This window comes from Anaerostipes caccae L1-92, assembly GCF_014467075.1.
GTDB lineage: Bacteria > Bacillota > Clostridia > Lachnospirales > Lachnospiraceae > Anaerostipes > Anaerostipes caccae.
Genome location: NZ_AP023027.1, coordinates 1,657,193 through 1,681,393, shown reverse-complemented (window position 1 = coordinate 1,681,393; position 24,201 = coordinate 1,657,193). Strand labels below are relative to the sequence as shown.

The window sequence follows — 24,201 nt, the reverse complement described above, 5'->3', positions numbered from 1 at the left end:
TCTTAACTTTACCCCTTAAACTTTTGTTATCTTGCCTGCATCCCCGCCAGCGTGTCCATTTTCTCCCTGACAAAATGGTTGAATATTGAAATCGTTCGTCCGACTCCGATCACTGCGGCCACCGTTCCAATGCCAATCCCGACGATTTTCCCCGCAAAAATCATGCCTGTCATAGCCGTAACGGAGATGTTTAATATGTCAAAGCAGTTCTTCACAAGTCCGGTTTCCTTCCCGACACAGTCCGCAATTGCCTGTACAATTCCATCTCCGGGATTTGGAATTACCCGCATGTTTAAAGACATGGCCGCACCGATCCCGGTCAAAACCACCGCAATGGCCAGGAATGTAAACCTCCCTAAAGAACTTCCGGCAAAGCTGTCCGGACTAAGCGAGGAAAGATCAGGTATCCATGCTGAAAAAACATTTAAAAATCGTGTAAAAACCAGACTCAGCGGAAACTGCAGCAAGTCCATAAGAAGCACCAGCTTTAAATCGACCTTATTTGCGTGTACAAGTATGGTGCTTTCCCTCTTCATGCTCCGTTTATTTCTGATGGTATGAAGAAGCATTTCAGCAGCCACGAAGATTCCATAGAGAACCAGCGTCATATTTCCGAAATTGAGGTTCCATATAGCTGAAATACTGTATGAAACTGATATGATCGGCGATACACCCAGGCCTGTTTTTGTATTTAAAGTAATCCCCAGAGCCAGTATAAAAAGCCCCGCCGCATAAAAAATTCCCCTGAACAAATTCGATTTCTTCATAAGGCTTATATCAGTCCTATTGATTCCAGCGCCATTGTGATGCCTTCTTCTCTTACGGTGCCCGTCAGCATGTCAGCCGCTTTTCCTGCTGCCCTGCTGTGCCGCCCCATCACAATGCCGGTTCCTACAGCCTCAAGCATCTCGATGTCGTTATCGGAATCGCCGAAGGCATAACAGTCTTTTTTGCTGATTCCATACCGGTCCATGAGATTTATAATAGCATTTCCCTTGGTGATCCCTCTTGACATAATATCTAAAATATTCATATCTTCAAAAGGTTTCACACACTGCAGCTCCCCTTCAAATTCCGTCTGTATTTCATCCATCAGCTCTTCCCTGTTGTAATTTATCACGATTTTCGTAATATTCTCTCCCTTTCTTGTCTCCCACGGTGCGAACCAGCGTTCCGGAAATCCAAGAAAGTTCCGGAAATCATGGTAAAACGGCTGATCATAGTGCATATAATATGTAACATCCTGTGTCTCCATATGCAGAGCCGTATCTTCTGAAAAATATCCGGAAATGACCTTCTGCATCGCCTCTTCAGAAATGTGAATATCACTGACAACCTGTCCGCCGACTTCCGTATAGGACCCGTTGCAGGTGATAGCTCCCTCAAATTTATCGATATCCGCTTCCAGAAAACGTTTGCTGCGCCCCGAACACAGCATCGTCAGATACCCGTTTTCCTTTAGTCTTCCGAGAGATTCTATTGTCTTTTGGGTTGCTTTTCTAATATTATCTGTATCGTCCACGGTCGTTCCGTCATAATCAAAGAAAACGATCCCTTTGTACTTTTTCATAAATCCTCTTTTCTAAACAAAACATGATGTATTACTCTTTTATTGTACTATGTTTAAAAATAAATTCAATACGAAGTTCTGACCCGAATCCTAATCAATCCATTTTTGCAGCACGTCTAATAAGCGCTCAATATCTACAGGTTTTGCAAGGTAATCATTCATCCCTGCACTATAGCCCATTGCCGCATCAGCAGTGAACGCATTTGCCGTCAACGCTATGATCGGGATTTTGCGGGCATCGTCTCTCTCCATGCTTCGTATGGCAGCTGTTGCATCATACCCGTTCATAACCGGCATTTGAATATCCATTAGAATAGCACTGTAATCACCCGGTGCAGATGCCTCGAAAGCTTCTTTACCGAGCTGTCCGTTTCCGGCTGAGTCTACATGCACATGATTCATTTCCAGGAGTTCTATGACAATTTCTCTGTTAATATCATTGTCCTCAACCAGAAGCACCCTCTTCCCTTCTATTCCTGTCTGTTTTTCCTCCTCATTGTCTCCTGTATCGTCTTCTTTGTCCACAGAGACAAACAATTGAAGTACCTGAAGAATCTTCGACTTAAACAGAGGTTTCGTTATAAATGCGTCGGCGCCCGCCTCTAAAAACTGTTCTTCAATTTCGGAATAATCATAAGCAGATATCACAATAATCGGCACATGCCCGCCTAAATTTTCCCGTATCGCTTTTGTGGCCTCCAGCCCGTCCATCTCCGGCATTTTCCAGTCCAATATCACTGCAAAGAAGTCCTCCGCCGCGTTATGTGCCTCTACAACTCTGCTGACCGCCTCTTTCCCGGACAGCACCCATTCTCCCCGCATGCCTAATTCAACTAAAAGTGCAGCAGCGCTCTCGCATGTCATCCGGTCATCATCCACTACCAGTACCGGCCGGCCGGATAGTTCTTCTGTGCATACCTCTTCTTCCCCGCAGATTTCAAGCGGGACAGATACCGTAAACTTACTTCCTGTACCAATCTTGCTCTCCACACTGATCGTCCCATTCATCATACGGACGATATTCTCTGTAATTGCCATTCCCAGGCCTGTGCCCTGAATTTTACTGATTCTGGAATCCTCTGCCCTTGAAAAAGGCTCAAAAATGTGCGGCAGAAATTCTTCTGATATTCCAATTCCTGTGTCAATACAAATAAATTCATACTGACTTTTCTTTGGATTCGGTGAATACTGCTCATTGATACGCAGCGTAATCGTTCCGCCTTCCGGCGTATATTTTACAGCATTCGAAATCAGGTTCATCAGGACCTGGCGGAGACGGTCACCGTCCGCAATCACATGTTCATGGTTTACATGTCCGATACTCATCTGAAACTGCTGATGCTTTCCATTAATTAACGGCAGGCACATATCCATAACTGCCCCAATCATGTCGGGCAGACTGATCTGCTCTAACGAAATATTTATCTTTCCGCTCTCAATTTTAGACATATCCAAAACTTCATTGATGAGACTGAGCAGATGCCTGCTTGAAGTGTTGATCTTATTCAGGCAGTCCTGTATCTTGTCCGGACATTCCAGATTTGCCTGTGCGATGGCCGCCATGCCCATAATGGCATTCATCGGTGTCCGTATATCATGAGACATAGAAGAAAGAAAGTTTGTCTTGGCTGCATTTGCTACTCTCGCTGCCTGATATGCGTCCTGCAGTGCCGTTTTTTGCCGTTCCTGCTCTTCTCTCTCCTTTGTAATATCAATCCCAATGCTGTAGAAAGAATCTTTCCCGTCCCAGCTGTCTTTCGCGCTGACATAACTGAAGGTCATTGTGAGGATTTTAATCTTTCCGTCCCGGGTTACAATACGCCCCTCTGCCGCTGTATCTTCACCGGTCTCTCTGGATTTTTCCATGATCTCCACCGTGCGTTCTATGTCATCCGGATGCACATAGTCGCATTTAGACTGAAGTTCATTTTCAAACTGTTCCTCAGTATAGCCGATCATCTGCAGAAACCCTCCGCCATACCAGATAACCGTTCTTAAATCCTCGGCATCCACCCGGGCAAATCCGCCGGGTATTGTCCGTATAATGGCTTCTCTTTCCCTGTCTCTTTTCTCCAGTTTATATTCCGGACTCAGATTATCATTAGACAGTTCAATCCGTGCCCTATGCCCTTCCCAGTCAATAATACGGTTTTTGATCAGAAACGAACGTTTCAAAACCGGATTGTAGAATTCCCATTCATAGAATTCATCCTCCGTGAGACAGTCATTATTGCAGAAAGGACAGGGAGATGTCCTTCCCTGAATCACTTCATAACATTTTCTTCCTATCAGCTGTTCTTTCGGAAGGCATAAGGTATCACAGGAAGTCTTATTGAGATACAGAAGCTCATAGGAATCAATATCTGAGATATAAATATTCCCCACATACTCATCCAGCATCCATTTAAAGTATTCTGCTTTCTTTTCCTGACTCCTGTTCTGCTCCACACTGCCTCCTTCTGACGGCAGCTCTATTTTCCGATCTGTCATAACCCTCTCCTTCAATAAGCCGGTCTCTTTCTTGCTCAAACCCCACCTTGTTCATATTATATATCCTGATTATAGCAAAGTGTTCCTCTGTTTACAACAGATTCCCAAAATCCACAGATGCCGAAAATCATTCTCTGTCTGCGGCTATGTTTTGTTATTTTATATATTTTGCTTCGAACTGTCCTGCTGCAGCCGGTTTATCGATCAGGTATCCCTGGATATAATCGCAGCCTGCCTTTTTCATAAACTCAAATTGTTCCTCTGTCTCCACCCCTTCTGCGCAGCACTGAATTCCGATCGCATGACTCATTTGAATAATATGTTTTACCAAAATATCTCCCTTGTCTGACTTTTGATATTTTTGTATAATTCCTTTGTCGATCTTCAATATATCAAAACTTGCCATCATCAAAAATTCATAGGAAGAGTATTCTACTCCAAAATCATCTAAAGCAATACAAAAACCATAATTCTTCAGCTGCTTAAGAAGATAGGCCATCTGTTTTTTGTTCAATGTCTCCTGAGTCTCTGTGATCTCCAGTTCAAGCTGGTCCGGTTTTAAATCGTATTTCCCGAAAATCTTACAGAAGTTTTCAAAAAAATGGTCGTCAAATAATGTAATTCTAGAAAAATTTAGTGCAAGTTTCATATCAGACAGGCTGGTGTTTTTCCACTTTGTAAGCAGTCTGCACGCTTCTTCCATGACAAAAAAATCGATATAGGAAATCAGTCCCTCACTTTCCAGCAGTGGAACAAATTTAAACGGTGATACGATAGACCCGTCTTTTTCTCTGTACCGTACTAATACTTCAGCACTGTCTATCTGTCCTGTTTTTACATGCAGCTTAGGCTGCAGATATACTAAAAACTCTTTCTTTACAATCGATCCCAAAAGTTCTCTTAATAATGGTACTTTCTCTGCGGCAATATTCTTATTTTCTCTGTAATAATCATGTTTATTAATGGCCATGAGCCGTTCTGCTTTATTCACCAGTTCCGGCAGGTCTTCCTGTACATCGCTCCACGATGTTCCAACTGAAACAATACACCGGCCGTCTTCAGACAGGCTTTTTTCCATGGCACTGAGCATTGTTCTGAATTTACTGTATTCAATCCTTTCTGTCACGATCAGAAACTCATCTCCGCTGAGGCGGAATTTCCTGCCCTCCGGAAAAAACTGTTTCATTTTGTTTGCGATATATCCGATCAGAATATCCCCATACATATGACCCTTCTTATCATTCATGATCTTAAGCCCATTGATATCCATAAAGATAACCCCTGCCGGGACCGGTCTGTCTTCCAAAAAGTCTCCGCAGTATTGTGTATAACTGTTCCGGTTTTCCAGACCGGTCATAGAGTCCTGATAGCTCATCTGTTCCAGTTTGCTTTTCAAAGCGTTTTTTGCTATTTCATTTTCAAGGAAATAGGAGAGTTCTCTCAGATAACGAATGTTATTCTTATATCTTTTGGCATCATCAATCCCCAGAAATCCTTTTATCATCCCTTTAACATACAGAGGGACAGCAAGAAGACTCTGAATCCCCTGTTCTTTTAATATTTCGTATTCCAGACTCCGGTCCTCTCCCAGATTTTCAATGTTCTCTATTCTTATATAATCCCTGGTTTCAAATCCTTTAAGCCAGAATACTGCCGCCTCGATAGGAATATTCTGCAGAAATGTTATCTGAGGTTCCACACCCTTAGCACAAATTTCATATGTATTGCGGGCAATGCCGCGCTCTTCTTCTATTTCCATAATATAGACGCGGTCCGACTGATAATACTCTCTGATGATCTCCAATACATATTCAATAGAATCTTCCAGATATCCAGAAGAAGTAAGACAATGGATACAATCTACAATACTTTTCTCCGCTGCAATATGGCAGTCATTATCATCGCAGCGAACAGGGAATCCCGCCTCCCGGACAAACTGCAGTTCTTGTTCTATCTTCTCATTCCGTTCTAAAATCTTTTTCTTTTGCAAAAACGTAGCCAAAATCTGTGAGATCAGCGACAGGGCATTTACTTCGTCTTTTGTCCACAGGCGGACACCCGTGCACTCATCGAATCCAAGGAATCCGCTCAGGTTATTTTCATTCCAAAAGGCACACTGAAGAGTTGAACTTATGCCCTGTGCCTCAAATATTTCTGTCTGCTCCCGTGTCAATGTACGAATATCCCGGCAATAGAAAACCGAATTGTCTTTAAACAGGTTTTGGTAATCTCCAAACTGACTGTACGCAAGATTCTGCAGTTTTTCTTTTACAGGAACTATACCGTTGTTGCACCACTCATATGTATTGGAACAGCACTCTCCGTCCTCACTGCTTTCAAAAACATATGCACGGCTCACATCAAACTGCTTTCCTACAATTTCAAGAATCATCTGAACAGCCTCATCGATATCTTCCATATCATATAGAATTCGGAATACATAGCGCGCCAGATTATCCGGTCCGTCTGAAAATTCCTTCTCCGAATCTATCGCCGTGCCTAAAAAAGAATATTCTGCTTCATCCACACAGAAAGATTTCTCTTTGTTATACAGTACGTATCTGCTTTTTCCCTGCTTTTTTGCCTGATAAAGAGCATGGTCCGCACACCGGTATAAGGAATTAAAATCCTTTCCATTCTCCGTGAAAGGGCTATCCCAATACTGCAGGTCACCTGGACTTCCTGTTTTTCATCTTCAAACAAATGGGCGAACATTTCCGACAGCTCTCCCGCTCTTTTTTCAGCCGCCTGTGATGAAGGAATATTCTTCATGAATATGGCGAACTCATCTCCTCCGATCCTGCCCACAATATCGCTTTCCCTCATGAGCTTTTTCATTCCCGAAGCCATTTCTGTGAGTACCACATCTCCCAGCATATGTCCTTTTGTATCATTGATCTGTTTAAAGTTATCTGTATCAATCATAAACAGAGCACACTGATTGTCTGAGTGCATCTCAAGATAACGCTTTATCCTCTTCTCTGTCTCTTCCCGGTTATATACCCCTGTCAGAGCATCTTTTTCTGCCCGATACCGCAATTTCTGTATTCTTTGTTTCTCCTTCTGAATATTCCAGACACTTCCAACTGCCTTGACAGGCTTTTTCTGTCCGTCATAGCGGATAATCGCATAGATTCTGCACCAGGTATACCTTTCCTCAGAATCTTTCCACCGGAATTCTGACATAGAGTATAGATTCCCCTGTCTTACCCGGTTCCTGAACTCAGCCAGTGCCGGAATATCTTCCGGATGGATCCGAAGAAATGTGCTGTCAGCCTGGTCTGTGTCAAAACACACATCTCTGATACAAACTTCTACTCCATTGCTCTGCGTACATGTTATCCTGTCTTGTTCTATATCCCATTCGAAAATCATTGCTTCTGACAAATCTATAGGGGACCCATCTGCTGCCATACAACCGATCTTTTCTCTGTGTGTCATCTTTGTCTCCCCCTTATTTCAAATAATACCCATGCACTTACCTTGTTCATATTATATCATATATTGTCTCATCCAGGTGAAATATCATCCTATCCAATATGATTTGTGATATTATAATGACAGCATAATTTTCACGAACCAGACCATCGAGAAAGGAATCAAAGTATGTCTAATTACCACAGTCAGGAACAGACCATTTACCGCAATCTTTCAGGTAAAATACAGATGGGTTTTTACGATAATGGAGAGCGGTTCCCTTCTGTTAAAGAGATTGCTGATCGTTTCCATGTCTCTTATTGTCCTGCACAGAGAGCACTCAAACTGCTTGAAAAGGATGGACAGATAAAACTTTACCGCGGAAGTGCCACTGCAGTTTTAAAGAAACCCTATGAAAATTATCTTGAAAGTAATGTTTTTAAACGGCGTATAAAATCAGTGCTGGATTTATGCCACAGTCTTGAGCTGATCTCTCCGGCACTCTGCACTTATAATATTCAGCATTTTAAAAAAGCATCCTCTTCTCTCTGGTTAAAAAAAATTGCACAGGGACAGCATGCCGGACGCGGTCTTTACCAGCAGTTTGAACGTTCTCTGCATTTGCTGGGCAATCAAACTGTACTCAGCCTTTATTATGACATCAGTTCTTTTTCTGGGAGTGCATTTCTGGATATCTTATATTTAAAATACGGAAAAGAAAAAGCGGATTCCTTCCTGCAGCATATTGCCTCAGAATATGCAGACTGTATCCGAAATCAACATCAGGACACTTCGTTTGTTCTTCAAGAAAAACTGGAGAAATTATGCGGCACATTTTTTGATGCCATCAAAGATTATCTCAGAAACACAGAGTGCGATGCGGATTCCAAAGCGCAGGAATTTTTCAGCTGTGAGCCCCGCAAAGGGCGTACCCGCTACTGTGATGTCGTTGCGATTGATATGATCTGCAGAATCAATCAAGATGTCTATCCTGTCGGCACACGGCTTCCTAACAGTCATACTTTAGCAGATATTTATCATATTTCCGGGATTACTGTCCGGCGAACGATTGCTCTTCTTAATAAGCTGGGCGTCACAGAAACAGTCAACGGGGTGGGTACTTTTGTTATTTCCCGGGGCGGACCAGATATTCCATATAAACTGAAGGACTTGACTTTGGATGACAATATGAGAAACTTTTTAGAAGCTCTGCAAATTCTGGCGATCATCAGCGTTCCGGTTATGCTTGTATCTCTCCCACATGTCCCGCGTAAAATGCTGAAGGAACTTTTTGCGGCTGCATCCATACCCGATGAAAAAAAATCTTTGGTACATGCGGTCAGCATCGGGCTGCAGTCTGTAATCAGGTACTGTCCCTTTGCGGCTGTGCAGGAAATTTACAAAAAGCTTACGCTCCTGCTGTTAAAAGGAAGTATCCTTCGCCTGGAAGAAACAGGTGCTGAACCAGTTACCGGATGGACTAAGATTTCTGCGTCTATTCGAAAAAGCTGCGCCCATTCAGACTACGAACAGCTCGCCCGCGCATTCCAAAGTCTTTTTCAGAATAATTTTGCTTCCTCAAAACAGCTTCTTTTGGAAATTGGCGTGGAAGGTGTCGAAAAAATCACCGGATTTTAACTATATATACAGAGAGAGGAAGGCAGTTTCAGAGATAATGTGCCGCTCTCTTTTTTCCTGCCGATGCTGCGGTGCTTCTATCTTTTTTCTTTCCGCCATAAGATCAAACTTCAGGCACAATATTTTCTCCGGTTTTTTCACCTTCTGCGGCTGAACCATCTTCCCCGGATCCTGCAAAAGTGCCGGTCATTCTCATCCATACGGATTCCCGTGATTCACCGGCCTGCTGATCTCATACTCTGCATATTCCCTGCTTTTTATTACTCTCCTATCTAAGATTTAAATTCTGTCTTCCTAATTCTATTCCTCATATTTTTAGCCGATCGTTTTTATTTATTTAACAATATCAAACCAAACACAAATGCACAGGAAGTAAATTCATTCATACAGTCCTGCTCAATTCTAAATTTTCAATTATTCAATTTTATAATTAATATATTTAATTATTATATTAATATTTTTAATTTATTTATTGACATTTATAAGTTTTAATATTATATTAATAGAAAACAGAAAGGAAATGAATGCATGAAAAAGATTATCAGCCGCTGTCCCGTGTGCAGGAATGACCTGGCCGTCACAAGACTCAAATGTAACTCCTGCAATACCATCATTGAAAATAATTTCAGACTCAGCAAATTTGATTATCTTTCAGACGAAGATCTGTATTTTACAGAGACTTTTATCCGCTGCCGGGGAAATATCAAAGAGGTTGAGAAGGCGCTCGGCATATCCTATCCCACGGTCCGGTCCAAACTGGACACAGTGATCAAAGAACTCGGTTATGAATCAGCTCCCGATGAACAGCCGGTTCAAAAAGAAGAAATTTTGAAAGCACTGGAAAACGGTGAAATAACAGCGGAACAGGCAATCGCACAGTTAAAATAGTATAGAAAAAGGAGTTTATCATGGATGAGAAATTAAGAATTTTAAAAATGGTTGAGGATGGAACGATCACGGCAGAGCAGGGAGCCGAACTGATGGCGGCTATGAATACGGAGACTCCTCCCCGGGAGCCGGTGTTAAAGAGAAACAGCTACGACAAAAAAATGTTCCGCATCATTGTAGACAGTGTTTCGGGTGACAAAGTAAACGTACAGTTCCCGGTGGGAGCCATCAAGAAGATATTAAAAGTGACCGGGAAACTTCCGATTCCGGAAAAAGATCTGGAAGGAGTTGATCTGTCCAGCATGATGGACGCTGTTTCCGAATGTCTGGACGACGAAATCGAAGGAGATTTTGTCAGCGTAGCCGCAGCGGACGGAACGACTGTAAGAGTCTTTGTAGACTGACAGGGTATCTCATATGAAAGTAAAAATCAGAACAAAAGGGGTACACCTGTCTATGCCGGTCCCGGTTTCTATGGTCGGTTTTGTCATAAGATTCATTCCAGACAGAATATTTGAAGACATGAAAAGTCGTACGCCGGGTCCTTACTGCAGCCTGATTTCAAAAGATATTATCTCTCTAGTATTGAGAGAATCCCTGGATCTTTTCAAGGAACATAAAGGCCTGGAAATCATTCATGTGGAAGCATCGGATGGCACCTTTGTGTCCATAAAACTATAAAAACGTCTCCTGGTCAGATATTTGAATTGACCAAGAGACGTTTCTTTTTTTATTGATTTCTGACTTTTTCAACCCAGGCGGCTAACTCCTCTTTTGAATGTTTTCCGTTGAGGATTTTCCCTTCTTTTATTACTGCGGCATCGGCACAGCTGCTCTTCAGTTTCTCCGCTGCCTTCCCGAATCCGCTTCCCCCTGAAGTGGCAAACAGCACAATGGTTTTTCCTCCAAAATCATAGCTCTCTAAAAATGTATTGACAATCGTCGGAGCCACATACCACCAAACCGGATATCCAAGAAAAATGAGATCATAGTTTTCAATTTCCGCACTTTGATCAGCGATTGCAGGCCGATAGGTCTGATCGCTCATCTCCACAGAACTGCGGGACTTTCTGTCCGTCCAGTTCAAATCATCTTTTGTATACGGAACTTCCGGCTTAATTTCATAAATATCTGCATGTGCCGCTTCTGCCAGCGCCTGGGCGGCTTTTTTGGTTGTGCCTGTTGCCGAAAAATAGGCAACTAATATTTTTTTATTCATTGTATCCCTTCTTTCTGGTCATTACCTGATAAAATTTGTCTGTTGGAATTCTTCCTTCTCAGGCAGCCCATATGCTTCCCTTCCGAGAGCAATGCTTTTCATAAGGAAAGCCATATTTTTCGCCAGAGTTCTCATCGTCTGCAGGCCTTCCTCATCCTGACAGGCCTCACCCGGCACTCTGCCGTGTATGCCGTTCCAGTATTGACTGGATGCGACCGGCATTCCTGTGATCGTAAAATATTTGTTCAGCTGGTCAAATGCTGCCGATAAACCTCCGCGTCTTGCCGCCACAGCACATGCACCGACCTTCATGGTCTTGTCAAATTGTGTGCTGTGAAACAGCCGGTCAAGAAAAGCACTCAGCGTGGCATTTGCCGAAGCATAGTAGACTGGACTGGCAGCCACCAGACCATCACATTCTTCGAATTTCGGTGCTGTCTCATTGACGATATCATTAAATACACATTTCCCTTTTTCCGCACAGGAATTACAGGCCGCACAGCCTCTGATATCCTTGTTTCCCACTTGGACTATCTCAGTTTTTATGCCCTCCTCCAAAAATATCTTTTCCATTTCATGCAGTGCCACATATGTATTCCCCTTTGAATGAGGACTTCCATTGATCATTAATACCTTCATCATAAAACCTCCTTTTACTATAGGATACTCCTTAGAGTTAACTCCATGTCAAGAATTTTTTGTCCCATAAATTACCACGTTCATTTTATCGAACATATGTTTTCTTCTCAGTGTCAGCTGTGTTATACTCAAGTCAGAAAGGAGTGTCATATTTATGGAGAAATCAATCTATGCATGTATTGATCTGAAAAGCTTTTATGCTTCAGTAGAAGCTGCCGAACGAAAGCTCGACCCGTTTAAGGAAAACCTCGTGGTCGCCGATCCGTCCAGAGGCCGGGGTGCCATATGCCTCGCCGTCACGCCGGCCATGAAATCTCTTGGAATCAAAAACCGCTGCCGTCTTTTTGAAATTCCGGAGACTGTGACATATATCACTGCAAAGCCGCGGATGAAGCTCTATATGGAATATTCCGCCCGGATCTACTCCATTTATTTAAACTATGTCAGCAAAGAAGATATCCATGTCTATTCTATTGACGAATGCTTTCTGGATTTCACGCCTTATCTGCATACGTATGGAAAAACTCCGAAAGAAATGGCGGTCATGCTGATGGATGCTGTCCGCAGAGAAACCGGGATCTGTGCCACGGCAGGCATCGGCACAAACCTATTTCTGGCAAAGGTAGCCCTGGATATCACCGCAAAACATTCACCGGATCATATCGGTTATCTGGATGAAAAAGAATTTAAGAGGACCATCTGGCATCACCGCCCGATCACAGATATATGGAATATCGGAAAAGGCATCGCGGCCAGGCTCAGCCGTTATGGCATTTATGATCTTTACGGGACGGCACATATGGATGAAAAGCTTCTTTATAAAGAATTTGGTGTCAATGCAGAGTTTCTCATCGACCATGCCCACGGGCGGGAGCCGTGTACCATAAAAGAAATTCATGATTATGAGTCTAAAAGCCACTCTGTTTCTCAAAGCCAGATCCTTTTTGAAGATTATTCTTATGACAATGCTCTTCTGGTCCTCAAAGAGATGACAGATGCACTGGCTCTGGAACTCAGGAGCCGTCATCTGACAACCGATTCCATTTCCATGTCCGTCGCATACTCCAAAAGAGAACTTCCTCCGTCCGGCGGCACCAGAAAACTTTCGGAGCGGACCGATTCTTATCGGGAACTCTCCCATGAATTTGAACGTTTTTTTCACCAGACTGTACAGAGGGGCATTCCCATCCGCAAAATCTCTGTCGGTGCAAATCATGTGGAGGAGACTTCCTTTCGGCAGCTTCATCTGTTTTCAGATATGGAAAAAGATGAAAAGGAACAGCATCTGCAGGATGCCGTCCTTTCCATTAAGCATCGATTCGGAAAAAACGCCGTGGTGCGCGGAATGAGCCTGTGTGAAAAAGCAACTGCCAGAAAACGCAACACGCTAATCGGAGGCCACAATGAAAGCTGACCGGGCAAGACAATTTCTTCCGTTTGCCGCTTTACGAGGTTTTGATGGAATGCTTCGTGAGATAGAAAAGCAGTCAGTTCCAAAAAAAGAGTTGACGGAAGAAGAATTAAGACTTTTAAATGAAAAAATAAAGTTGATCGGCAAAGGATCGAATGTATGCATTGTTCATTACGAAAAAAGTGCATATACAGAGACAAAAGGAACAGTGTCTTTTATTGATCCGGTATTCCGCAGAATCTTCGTCGGAGAAAAGAGTATTTTCTTTGACAATATCCAAAGTATATCAGATCAATAGCTGGAGAATCATATTACTCCTCCTTTTGGCTGAATTTGACTGCTCCAAAAATCAGCCAGGCAATACCAATCAGCGTAATACCGATAGATACGCCTTCGGATACGCCAAAAATGAACTGCGAAGCATCGGACGTCATATGCTTTAACTGCATAGAAGGCATCAGGCGTCCGATGAACAGCAGCAGTAAACCGATGCACACATCTTTCAGTGATCTTAAATGCTGGCAGCTTCCTAACATTGTTTTCATGTTCTGTTCACTGGCTTCCGGCAGCTGTGTACTCTCTATATCTTGGCCCGCCACAAGCTCGTTCAGTGTTATATGAAGGGCATCGCATAACTTCTCATGGAGTGACAGGTCAGGGAGACACTTTCCGTTCTCCCACTTTGATACAGCCTTATTTGTAATGCCAAGCAGTCCAGCCAGCTCAGCCTGTGTCAATCCCTGTGCTTTTCTTTTACATTTTATGTAATTTCCGATTTTTTGTATATCCATAACTGCCTCCTTGATACTGTTTATTGTACCTTAGATTTTCATGAAATACTATCTACCTGTGGTAGAATTCCGGCAGATAAAAGAAAAAAAGAATGTGAAGTCCTTTAGAACTTACACATTCTTCTTTCTGACCGATATTATTTCGTCTTTCTTAGATTCCTTCAAAGATATCTAAGATTTCCTGCTTGGATTTCGCATGGGCTATCTTATCCACATTGTCAAGGTCGGAACATGTGACTGCAATCTTGCCGAGCATTTCAATATGTTCGTCATTTTTCCCTGCAATCCCTATGATCACATAAGCAGTCTGACCGTCATAGTCCACTCCGTCCGGAACTTGCAGCAGTGAGATCCCGGAGGACTTGATCCTCTCCTCTGACTTGCAGATACCGTGCGGAATTCCGACATGATTGCCAATATAAGTACAAGCTGCCTCTTCACGTTTCAGCATATCTTCCAGGTATTCCGGCTGAACATAGCCATTTTCAATCAGCACGCCGCCTGCTGCCCTGATTGCATCTTCTTTTGAATCCAGTTTCACATTGAGACGAATATTATTTTCATTAAATACTTTATTTCCTGCCATTTTAATTCCTCCAATTTTAAATTTATTTGCTGCTTATATATAGATTATATAAATTCTGTGTCCAAAAATCCATTTGTTCCAGTGCTGTATTTATCAAAAATAAATTTGACAAAGTTATCACTGTCACGACAGACCGTGTTCCAAAAAGCATTCTTTGTCATGAGAATATATGACGCCTGTCGACTGTAAATACGCGTATATAATCGTTGTCCCCACAAACTTCATGCCTCTTTTTCTTAAGTCCTCCGATACGGCATCTGACAGTTCAGAACGGGACATCCCTTTTTCAAAGATTACTTTTCCATCCGTCCAATGCCAGATATAGTTTGAAAAGGAACCATATTCTCTCTGTATCTCCCGGAATATCTCCGCATTGTTTACCGCCGCTCTGATTTTCAGCTTATTGCGGATGATCCCCGGATTCTGCTGAAGTTCCAGCAGCTTGTCTTCTGTATAAGCACATACTTTCTCTAAATCAAAATCGTCAAAAGCCTCACGGAATGCCTCCCGTTTATTCAGCACACATTCCCATGACAGCCCCGCCTGAAAGGATTCCAGGACCAGCATTTCAAATAATCTGTGATCATCATATACCGGGACACCCCATTCCTCATCATGATAGCGGATGTAAAGCTCATTCTTTGGATTTGCCCATGTACATCTCTGTTTCTTATCCGGCCATTCCATAAATTCTTCTCCTTTAAAGAGCCGTTCCCTTTTTCGGAACAAACAGCTGTGACATATCTGCCCCTTCATGCTCAAGCAGTTTTATTTTGGCGGCAATGCCCCCTGCATATCCTGTCAGGCTTCCATTCGCCCCAACTACCCGGTGGCAGGGAATGATAATAGAAATGGGATTATGACTGACCGCCCCTCCGACTGCCTGGGCAGACATTCGTGTTCTGCCAGTCTTTGCAGCTATCTTCCCGGCAATTTCGCCGTAGGTCATCACCTTTCCATAGGGAATCTCCCGCAGAATTTCCCACACGCTCTGCCTGAATTCTCCGCCTTTCGGGCATAAAGGAAGCTCAGAAACGGAAGGCTTTTCCCCTGAAAAATACCGGTCCAGCCAGTCTTTTGCTGTTTTAAGCACGAAAAGACCGTCTTTTTTCTCCATTTCTCCTGAAAGGGTTCCTCCAAAATATTTCTGTCCTTCCATCCAAAGACCCACAATATGATCGCTGTCTGATGCAATGGTCAGCATCCCTAAAGGGGACTGATACTTCGTAAAAAAATACATGATTTCCTCCGATACAGAATTTTTTATCGTTCAGGCTTGTATATTCCGTAATTTCCTCTCTCTGTGTTCTTCACTTCATACAAAGCAGTGTCTGCATTTTGGTAAAGTTCCCGAAAAGTCTTCCCGTCACGGGGGTAAAACACGACTCCCATGCTGCAGGACACCTCCCCTTTGTCTGTATATTTGCGCCGCAGCAGATGACAGAGCATATTGATTCTCGGAATTACATCGTCCTCAGACCCGATGTTTCTCAATAAGACCATAAATTCGTCTCCGCCCATTCGGCCGCACAGATCACTTTCTCTCAAAAAACCTTTTATAAAATGAGCCGTTTCCCGAATAACCTGATCTCCGAACGGATGTCCGTGGACATCATTGTGGGTTTTGAACCGGTCAATATCCAGCATAATCAGAGCATGTTTGTTTGCAGAGCCCTCTTCCCCTAAAATTCTTGTAACTTTTGCCACGAAAGTCTCTCTGTTGAGAAGTCCGGTCATGCCGTCGTGCTCTGTCTGGCTGCGGAGTTTCAGCTCTTCTCTTTTTTCTTTATCAATATCGAGAGTCATCATAAAGAGACGTACATTATCGCTGTAAGGATCAGCCAGGAGCAGAATAATGGCGCGTACCCAGAAGAGACTTCCATCCGGCCGCTTTCTCAAATAATTCATGGAGCCTCTCGTCTGGCCTTTGTAATAACGGACCAGCAGCGAATCACGGTCAAAAAAGTCAGAAAACCTCTCAGCGTCCCCTTCATATACAAAATGATCGGCAATATATTGTACCGTCTGTGTATATTTTTTAAGCGGCCGCAGGTAATCCGGCGGAAGATCTCCGGCTTCTTCATCAAAGAGATCTTTCGTCAGGTTATATTCATAAAATCCAATGGTTTTTCCTTCCTGGGATTTGAAATACTGGCTCCATTTCTGGTAACTCAATTCCTTCTCCCGCTGCTCTGTAATATCCTCACAGGATATGACTGCCTTTTTTACATTTCCATTTTCATCATAAATAGAAGAAAACTTTGCTTCGTACCATCCGAAGGAACCGTTTTTTCTCCTCTTTTTGACTGCCGCATGTCCGTTTGGTTCACCCCGCAGGATAGCTTCATAAAATTCTATGTACTCCTTCTTACAGGGGCCGTCAATAGCTCCGGATTTCACGATGCTGTAAGGGGCATCATCCACAACCGGCGGAAGGCCGAATTCATCTGCCGCGGCTTTTGGCTGATGGAGCTGTTTTTTCTCCGCATCATAAATATACATTAATTTATCTGTAAGCTGATAGGCAATCCTGCTCTCTTCGCTGCTGATGCGCAGTTTTTCCTCCATCTCCTTCCTGTCGGCAATGTCGACCAGAGCACAAGTCATGCGGTCCGGCTGTTCCGGATCATAAAAACACCGGACCAGCAGCCACATTAATTTCCCGGAGCTGTGTTCGGCGCGGTACTCCAGCTGAAACTCCCTGTGCCCATTCCGGATATGCTGAAACACTTCCCTTTTGATATATAAATAATCTGATTCGGGAAGTATAAACTTGGCATTTAAAAATCCCTTTTCTTTAGCACTTTGGGGTGTATATCCATAAATCTTATAGTAAAATTGATTTGCATATAGCATTGTCAAGTCAGTATCCAGAAGGACCTGGCATATTCCGCAGGGTACTGTATCTAATATCTTACTATAGTCTAATACTGCTTCCAACTAAACTGCTCCCCTCTTCACAATGCAGACAAAGCCTGTCTGTAAAGTGTTTATTTTTTGAGTATAGCAAAATATGGAGAAAAAAGCAATGAAGCGTCCTTCACATGATTTCCCCATACTTTCACTTTTCTGCCGATAAAAATAAGACTGTATCTGTTATGTACGATTCAAACCCGGCAAATCCAGCAGATTCAAAAAATAATCGCAGTTCTTTTTGGCTGTACACCCTCACATCACCTTTATTGGAAAAGGGAAATACCAGCGTGTTGGCAAGACACCGCACCACCGGAGAATAAAACGGTTCTGCAATAAAAACTTTTCCATGACTCTTTAATACCCGCATACATTCGCCGGCAAAGGTCCGGGGATTCTCAAAATGATGGAACGCGCAGGATACCGTAATAACATCCATACTCTCATCTTCAAAGCCGAGAGGCGCACAGGGGCCAACTGTAAATGTACAGTCCGGGTACCTTTCTCTGGCAGACGCAATCATATTTTCAGAAATGTCTACACCAAAGGCATTAACTCTCGCCTTTTTGGAGAGTTCTCCAAGCAGATATCCATTGCCGCAGGCAACGTCCAGTATATTATCTCCATCTCTGAGCACCGCCTTTTTTATAATCTCTTTTTTATGGGATCTTGTGTAATTGCCCTCCGGGCCAGAGTCATATTCCCACGCCATCTCATTGTATATTTTATGAGACTGTTCTGTCTTTTTCCCCAAATTCATTCCTCCGAGTATGTTGTATCATACCTCACCTAATTTATTTCTGTTTTCAGCAGTGAATACATCCTCATATCGATAACTTTACCATTTTTCACGGCGTTATTTCTCAATGTTCCCTCATATTGGAAACCGGCTTTTTCGAGTACCCGGCATGATGCGGCATTATATGCAAATGGCTCAGCAAAGATTCGGATCATATCGCTTTTATCAAAAACATAGGCACAGATTTGTTTTACAGCCTCAGTCATGATTCCTTTGCCCCAATATTCTTCTGCTATATAGTAGCCCAGCTCACCAGTCTGTCTGTGTATGTTCTCCTGACGGAATACTCCAATACTGCCGACCACTTTGCTGTCTGCTGTGACAGCAAAGGCAAAAGTTTGATCTTCATCTGCAGAAAGCATATCCGTTATATATTCTGTTCCATCTTTCTCAGTGTAAGGGTAAGGCAGTCCGTCCCGAAGATTATTTTGTATCTTTGTATTAGACAGAGCAGCCGCTAAATCTTCTGCATCCGATAACTTCCACTTCCTTATTTTACAAATCATTTTTATCTGCCTCCTTGGTATGGTTGCACAGCATTGGGACCTTTTCTCTAATTTAAATTCAAAGTGGTGAATCTGTCAAGGTAATCCCAAATATCTTCAAAATTTATTAGAATTAATCAATCATTTTATTTATTTTAGAGGAAAATCAAATTTTAAAGAATATGTACAGCCTGATTCAGAGTCAAATGGAGAGTGTGATTGTATATCATCTACCTACCAAATAGATTTTAAATTATTGAAAAGTACAACAAGACTACATGCTTCACGAGAATTATCAGAACTTATGTAAATTTACTTAATGCTAAGAAAAATATATTCTTCCTTTTCCCGTATGAGTTTTCTTTTGTAAAACGTTATAACTTTCGATATGTTTTAAATAATATTAGAATTGCCTTAGAAAAAGATTTTTAGGAGTCAAATATATACAGAGAAAAATATTCCCATGGTTATGATACTTATATTGCATATATTTATTCAATAGTAAAACATATAGTATATTGTATGATTATGTATACTAACTCAAATGCTCTTGAGCTTAATTCCTCGATTAACAAAAAAGGATCGTTGTTATACAACGACCCTTTTGTCCAGTCTACACTGATAATGGTAATTCAATCACTCTGGGATTAGTTTCCCATCTGCTTTGCCACTTCCTCAGCAAAGTTTTCTTCTTTCTTTTCGATTCCTTCGCCTGTCTCAAAACGGATGAATCCTTTGATGGCAATCTTCGCAGAATTAGCTTTTGCTACTTCTTCTACATATTTTCCAACAGACTGTTTTCCGTCTTCAGCCTTTACATAAGCCTGATCTAAAAGACAAACTTCTTTTAATTCTTTGTTCAGACGTCCGATGATCATCTTCTCGATGATATTGTCCGGCTTGTCTGGATTTTCATTCTTAGCCTGAGCCTTTAAGATTTCTGTTTCATGATCGATATAATCTTTGGAAACTTCATCTCTGCTTGTATATTTCGGCATGATAGCAGCTACCTGCATAGCTACGTTTTTGCCCATTTCTTTGATATCGTCATTGACAACATCTGTCTCAACTTCTACTAGTACGCCGATCTTTCCGCCTGCGTGGATATAAGAAGCAACGAATCCGTCTGCTGATTCCATCTGTGCAAATCTGCGGATATTTAAGTTCTCACCGATGATGGCAATTTTTCCGTCTAATACTTCTTTTACAGTCTTTCCAGCTTCTGCTTTAGATTCTTCTGCCAGGAAAGCTTCGATGTCTGCCGCGCCTGTTGTGAGGGCCTGATCGGCAACCTCTGCAACATAAGTCTGGAACTGTTCGTTCTTAGCAACGAAGTCAGTCTCAGAGTTTACTTCCACGATAGCAGCTTTCTTTCCGTCATCAGAAAGTTTTGTAGCTACTAATCCCTCTGCAGCAATACGTCCGGCTTTCTTCTCAGCCTTTGCAAGTCCCTGCTCTCTTAAGTGCTCAACAGCTGCTTCCATATTTCCATCGGTAGCGTTTAATGCCTTTTTACAGTCCATCATTCCCGCACCGGTTTTTTCTCTTAATTCTTTTACCATTCCTGCTGTAATAGCCATGATTTTTCCTCCAAATAAATCTTATTCTTCTGCAGCTTCCTCTTCTGCTTCCACATCAGCAGCATCCATTCCCTGGTTTGCTTCAACAACAGCATCAGCCATTGCAGATGTGATCAATTTGACTGCACGGATTGCATCATCATTTCCTGGGATGATATATTCTAAATCTTCCGGGTCACTGTTTGTATCAGCGATACCTACCAGAGGAATTCCCAATGTATGTGCTTCCTGAACACAGATATTTTCTTTTTTAGGATCTACAATGAAGATCATATCCGGAATTTCGTTCATCTCTTCGATTCCGCCTAAGTTCTTCTGTAATTTGTCCATTTCTTTTCTAAGTTCTAATACTTCTTTCTTCGGAAGAACTTCAAATGTTCCGTCTTCTTCCATCTTTTTGATCTTCTTTAAACGGTCGATACGGCTTCTGATGGTCTTGAAGTTTGTAAGCATTCCGCCTAACCATCTCTGGTTTACATAGAACATTCCGCAGCGCTCTGCTTCAGTCTTGATAGAATCCTGAGCCTGTTTCTTTGTTCCCACGAATAAAATCTTTCCGCCTTCTGCAACACACTCTTTTACTGCGTTGTATGCATCGTCTACCATGCCTACGGATTTCTGAAGGTCGATGATGTGGATTCCATTACGCTCTGTGTAAATGTACGGAGCCATTTTAGGATTCCATCTTCTTGTCTGATGTCCGAAATGAACACCTGCTTCTAATAACTGTTTCATTGAAATAACGCTCATAAAAAATCTCCTTTGGTTATGCTTCCACCATTGTCATTATCCCGGCAAACCTTTCGGCACCTACCGGAATTCCAACGGCGTGTTTATTTTTACCTTTGACAGTATAGCACATCTATTTTGTATAATGCAAGAAAAACTTCGCAATTTAAGCCTAGATACGCCCGGCACGGTTTAATTCGTCAAAAATCAGGTCATTTACAACTTTGATATAGGTCCCTTTCATACCGGAAGACCGGGACTCGATGACTCCTGCACTCTCCAGCTTTCTCAGTGCATTGACGATGACTGATCGGGTAATGCCGAAACGGTCGGCAATCTTGCTGGCAACCAAAATGCCCTCGCTGCCGTTCAGTTCATCAAAAATGTGATGAACCGCTTCCAGTTCCGTAAAGGAGAGAGTTCTGAAGGCAGATTCAATAATATTCTGCTTTCTGCGTTCACTCTCCATCTCTTCACTGACAGAACGCATCATCTCCAAACCAACGACTGTTGTTCCGTATTCAGCCAATATAATATCGTCGATCGTATAGTCATCTTCCATCCGGTACATAAACAGCGTGCCAAATCTCTCTCCTGCAATATCGATCGGGGAGATAATGCCGCAGTAGCGGTGAATGTCGCTTTCAAAACCGAGTGTCTGGAGGTTTACATTCTCCTTCGTGGATAATATCGTCAGCAGACGCTCATTTAAATCCGTATCAATATAATCCCCGATTTTGCCGCTGATCATCTCTTCGATAGGATCTATGTTCTCTGAATTTTGAATTCCTAAGATCTTTCCCTTTTTGCTGATAACGATCACATTGGAATCCATAACCTCCATCAGAACCTGACAGATGTCATTGAAAACGACTTTTTGTGAATTGTTGTTATGCAGTAATTTATTTATCTTCCTGGTTTTATCTAATAATTGTACACTCATAGCTACTCCTTATTTTTCGTAACTTCTTCCTCTTTCGGCAGATCACATACATATCCGCAGTGTTCGTCTGAACAAACCAGTTTCTTTCCTTTTTCCACCATATACTTTCCGCAGCGCTCACACTTGACGGTAGAAGGCTTCTGCCATGACATAAATTCGCATTCCGGGTTATCCTCACATCCGTAGTATTTCCGGCCCTTCTTGGTTTTTTTCAGGACGACTTCCTTTCCGCACAGCGGACATGGAACTCCGATCTTTTCAAAATGAGGCTTTGTGTTTCGGCAGTCAGGGAATCCCGGACAGGCCAGGAATTTCCCATACGGCCCGTATTTCACAACCATGTTGCGTCCGCACTGGTCACAGACTACGTCGGTCACTTCATCCTCGATGGTCACCTGCTCCAGCTCTTTTTCTGCGGCCTCCACGGCTTCTTTCAGATCCGGATAGAAGTTTTCCACCACTGATTTCCAGTGGACCTTGCCTTCCTCCACCATATCTAAAAGTGCCTCCATCGTGGCGGTAAAATGCACATCCACAATAGACGGGAATGCCTTTTTCATCATAGTATTGACCGCTTCTCCAAGCTCCGTCATATACAGATTCTTCTTTTCCTTAACCACATACCTTCTGGCAATGATCGTCGATATGGTAGGAGCATACGTACTCGGCCGTCCGATCCCCTGTTCTTCCAGGGTGCGGACAAGGGTTGCTTCCGTGTAGTGGGCCGGCGGCTGTGTAAAATGTTGTTTATGGTCAAACTCTTTTAACTTCAGTTCCGTGGAAGTATCAATACTTTTCAGTATGACATTTCCTTTTGATTTTTCATTGTCGATGTTGTACACAGTCAAAAATCCGTCAAAAACGATCTTGGATGCGGAGGCATTGAAACGGTATCCGTTGGCATCGATCTTTACGGATGTGGTCTCATACTTGGCTGCACTCATGCGGCTCGCCATAAACCGGTTCCAGATCAGCTGATAAAGCCTGAACTGGTCTCTGGAAAGCTGTTCTTTCAGGCTCGCCGGAGTATTTTCGATGTAAGTTGGACGAATCGCTTCATGGGCATCCTGTACATTTTTGCCGTCCTTTTTTGAAACTTGTCCGTTTCCGACAAAATCACTTCCATAAGTTTCGGAGATAAACTCTCTGGCATTTTTATCTGCCTCTTCCGAAATCCTTGTGGAGTCTGTACGAAGATAAGTAATCAATCCCACGGTGCCTTTCCCTTTAATGTCCACACCTTCATACAGCTGCTGGGCAATCCTCATGGTCTTTGCTGTCGGAAAATTCAGTTTGCTGGATGCATCCTGCTGCATCGTGCTGGTCGTAAACGGAAGCGGTGCTTTCTTGATACGCTCCCCTGTCTTTACGCTGTCAACATGAAACTCGGCTCCTTCCAATTCCGCAAGGATCTTGTTCAGCTGTTCTTCATTCTTAATCTCGATTTTCCCGTCTTTGTCACCGGCAAACTTGGCCTCCAGAGGCTTTTTGCTCCCTTTCACATTCAGGAAAGCATCCAGTGACCAGTATTCTTCCGGTATGAAAGCGCTGATCTCTTCTTCCCGGTCACAGATCAGGCGAAGAGCCACAGACTGTACCCGTCCTGCGCTCAATCCCCTCTTGATCTTTGCCCATAAAAGAGGACTGATCTTATACCCCACAATCCGGTCCAGGACACGCCTCGCCTGCTGGGCATCCACCAGGTCCATGTCGATCTCTCTCGCATGCTTTAAGGATTCCTTGACTGCATTCTTGGTGATCTCATTGAACGTGATACGGCTGCATTTTTTATTCTCCAGCTTCAGCGCATAATAAAGATGCCATGAAATTGCTTCCCCCTCCCGGTCAGGGTCAGTCGCGAGATAAACTTTATCGGCCTTCTTCACTTCTTTTCTCAGTGCCGCCAATACTTCTCCCTTGCCCCGGATCGTAATATATTTTGGTTCAAAATTATGTTCCAGGTCGATTCCCATCGTACTCTTGGGGAGATCCCTCACATGACCGTTGGATGCAATGACTGTATAATTTTTCCCTAAAAATTTATTGATCGTCTTTGCTTTCGCTGGTGATTCTACAATTACTAAGTATTTTGGCATTTTTGCA

General features: G+C 42.8%; 24 protein-coding genes. 6 read left to right on the top strand and 18 right to left on the bottom strand.

Translation table 11 applies throughout. The features are described 5' to 3' along the window. Positions 1-26 precede the first annotated feature (26 nt). The 5 genes from ANCC_RS08255 to ANCC_RS08235 form a co-directional block, all read right to left on the bottom strand. Complete coding sequence (locus tag ANCC_RS08255; RefSeq protein ID WP_006567123.1) at positions 27-767, bottom strand: YczE/YyaS/YitT family protein; 741 nt, start codon at positions 765-767, stop codon at positions 27-29. 5 nt (positions 768-772) lie between these two features. Further along, positions 773-1,570, bottom strand: a complete 798-nt coding sequence (locus tag ANCC_RS08250; protein ID WP_006567124.1) for a Cof-type HAD-IIB family hydrolase — start codon at positions 1,568-1,570, stop codon at positions 773-775. A gap of 90 nt (positions 1,571-1,660) precedes the next feature. Beyond that, positions 1,661-4,060 (bottom strand): response regulator, encoded by a 2,400-nt coding sequence (locus ANCC_RS08245; RefSeq protein ID WP_050754286.1) that lies wholly within the window; start codon positions 4,058-4,060, stop codon positions 1,661-1,663. A gap of 154 nt (positions 4,061-4,214) precedes the next feature. Further along, a complete protein-coding gene (locus ANCC_RS08240; protein WP_006567126.1) occupies positions 4,215-6,587 on the bottom strand; it encodes a sensor domain-containing diguanylate cyclase in 2,373 nt (790 codons plus the stop codon). After that, positions 6,560-7,501: a sensor domain-containing diguanylate cyclase gene (locus tag ANCC_RS08235; protein ID WP_006567127.1), complete on the bottom strand. Its 942-nt coding sequence runs from the start codon at positions 7,499-7,501 to the stop codon at positions 6,560-6,562. Before ANCC_RS08235 ends, ANCC_RS08240 begins: the two co-directional genes overlap by 28 nt. 165 nt (positions 7,502-7,666) lie before the next feature. On the opposite strand from ANCC_RS08235, the gene ANCC_RS08230 reads away from it, so the two are divergent. The 4 genes from ANCC_RS08230 to ANCC_RS08215 all read left to right on the top strand — a co-directional run bounded on the left by ANCC_RS08230 (position 7,667) and on the right by ANCC_RS08215 (position 10,684). Next, on the top strand, positions 7,667-9,115 hold the full coding sequence (locus ANCC_RS08230) for a GntR family transcriptional regulator (RefSeq protein ID WP_006567128.1): 1,449 nt from the start codon (positions 7,667-7,669) through the stop codon (positions 9,113-9,115). Between the two features lie 528 nt (positions 9,116-9,643). Then, positions 9,644-10,003 carry a DUF2089 domain-containing protein gene (locus ANCC_RS08225; protein ID WP_006567130.1) on the top strand — a complete coding sequence of 120 codons (360 nt, stop codon included), beginning with the start codon at positions 9,644-9,646 and terminating at the stop codon, positions 10,001-10,003. A 20-nt stretch (positions 10,004-10,023) separates the two neighbouring features. Beyond that, positions 10,024-10,407 (top strand): SHOCT-like domain-containing protein, encoded by a 384-nt coding sequence (locus ANCC_RS08220; protein ID WP_006567131.1) that lies wholly within the window; start codon positions 10,024-10,026, stop codon positions 10,405-10,407. 13 nt (positions 10,408-10,420) lie between these two features. Continuing rightward, on the top strand, positions 10,421-10,684 hold the full coding sequence (locus ANCC_RS08215; RefSeq protein WP_006567132.1) for a hypothetical protein: 264 nt from the start codon (positions 10,421-10,423) through the stop codon (positions 10,682-10,684). 49 nt (positions 10,685-10,733) lie between these two features. On the opposite strand, the gene ANCC_RS08210 is transcribed toward ANCC_RS08215, so the two are convergent. Both ANCC_RS08210 and ANCC_RS08205 read right to left on the bottom strand, forming a co-directional pair. Beyond that, positions 10,734-11,222 carry a flavodoxin gene (locus ANCC_RS08210; protein ID WP_006567133.1) on the bottom strand — a complete coding sequence of 163 codons (489 nt, stop codon included), beginning with the start codon at positions 11,220-11,222 and terminating at the stop codon, positions 10,734-10,736. A 21-nt stretch (positions 11,223-11,243) separates the two neighbouring features. Beyond that, the gene (locus ANCC_RS08205) at positions 11,244-11,864 is read right to left on the bottom strand and encodes a flavodoxin family protein (protein ID WP_006567134.1); all 621 of its coding nucleotides are present in this window, start codon (positions 11,862-11,864) and stop codon (positions 11,244-11,246) included. Between the two features lie 151 nt (positions 11,865-12,015). On the opposite strand from ANCC_RS08205, the gene ANCC_RS08200 reads away from it, so the two are divergent. Beyond that, positions 12,016-13,275, top strand: a complete 1,260-nt coding sequence (locus ANCC_RS08200) for a Y-family DNA polymerase (RefSeq protein ID WP_006567135.1) — start codon at positions 12,016-12,018, stop codon at positions 13,273-13,275. Further along, the gene (locus ANCC_RS08195; RefSeq protein ID WP_006567136.1) at positions 13,265-13,570 is read left to right on the top strand and encodes a YolD-like family protein; all 306 of its coding nucleotides are present in this window, start codon (positions 13,265-13,267) and stop codon (positions 13,568-13,570) included. The genes ANCC_RS08200 and ANCC_RS08195 overlap by 11 nt, the downstream gene beginning before the upstream one ends. Positions 13,571-13,583: 13 nt before the next feature. Here the strand turns inward: ANCC_RS08195 and ANCC_RS08190 are convergent, their stop codons facing one another. From ANCC_RS08190 to topA, 11 genes are all read right to left on the bottom strand, one after another. Further along, on the bottom strand, positions 13,584-14,063 hold the full coding sequence (locus ANCC_RS08190; RefSeq protein WP_006567137.1) for a helix-turn-helix domain-containing protein: 480 nt from the start codon (positions 14,061-14,063) through the stop codon (positions 13,584-13,586). 151 nt (positions 14,064-14,214) lie between these two features. Beyond that, entirely contained in the window at positions 14,215-14,649 is a 435-nt protein-coding gene (locus tag ANCC_RS08185) for a PTS mannitol transporter subunit IIA (RefSeq protein WP_006567138.1), read from the bottom strand. Between the two features lie 123 nt (positions 14,650-14,772). Continuing rightward, positions 14,773-15,336: a DNA-3-methyladenine glycosylase I gene (locus tag ANCC_RS08180; protein ID WP_006567139.1), complete on the bottom strand. Its 564-nt coding sequence runs from the start codon at positions 15,334-15,336 to the stop codon at positions 14,773-14,775. 13 nt (positions 15,337-15,349) lie between these two features. Then, a complete protein-coding gene (locus tag ANCC_RS08175) occupies positions 15,350-15,889 on the bottom strand; it encodes a methylated-DNA--[protein]-cysteine S-methyltransferase (protein ID WP_006567140.1) in 540 nt (179 codons plus the stop codon). 23 nt (positions 15,890-15,912) lie between these two features. After that, a complete protein-coding gene (locus ANCC_RS08170; RefSeq protein WP_083774646.1) occupies positions 15,913-17,589 on the bottom strand; it encodes a sensor domain-containing diguanylate cyclase in 1,677 nt (558 codons plus the stop codon). 121 nt (positions 17,590-17,710) lie between these two features. Next, positions 17,711-18,322 (bottom strand): class I SAM-dependent methyltransferase, encoded by a 612-nt coding sequence (locus ANCC_RS08165; protein WP_247881549.1) that lies wholly within the window; start codon positions 18,320-18,322, stop codon positions 17,711-17,713. A 29-nt stretch (positions 18,323-18,351) separates the two neighbouring features. Then, on the bottom strand, positions 18,352-18,867 hold the full coding sequence (locus ANCC_RS08160) for a GNAT family N-acetyltransferase (protein ID WP_006567143.1): 516 nt from the start codon (positions 18,865-18,867) through the stop codon (positions 18,352-18,354). A gap of 626 nt (positions 18,868-19,493) precedes the next feature. Beyond that, entirely contained in the window at positions 19,494-20,426 is a 933-nt protein-coding gene (gene tsf, locus ANCC_RS08155) for a translation elongation factor Ts (protein ID WP_006567144.1), read from the bottom strand. Between the two features lie 21 nt (positions 20,427-20,447). Further along, complete coding sequence (rpsB, locus tag ANCC_RS08150) at positions 20,448-21,176, bottom strand: 30S ribosomal protein S2 (protein ID WP_009289773.1); 729 nt, start codon at positions 21,174-21,176, stop codon at positions 20,448-20,450. A gap of 151 nt (positions 21,177-21,327) precedes the next feature. After that, a complete protein-coding gene (gene codY, locus ANCC_RS08145) occupies positions 21,328-22,098 on the bottom strand; it encodes a GTP-sensing pleiotropic transcriptional regulator CodY (RefSeq protein ID WP_006567146.1) in 771 nt (256 codons plus the stop codon). Between the two features lie 2 nt (positions 22,099-22,100). After that, positions 22,101-24,194 (bottom strand): type I DNA topoisomerase, encoded by a 2,094-nt coding sequence (gene topA, locus ANCC_RS08140; protein WP_006567147.1) that lies wholly within the window; start codon positions 24,192-24,194, stop codon positions 22,101-22,103. Positions 24,195-24,201 lie beyond the last annotated feature (7 nt).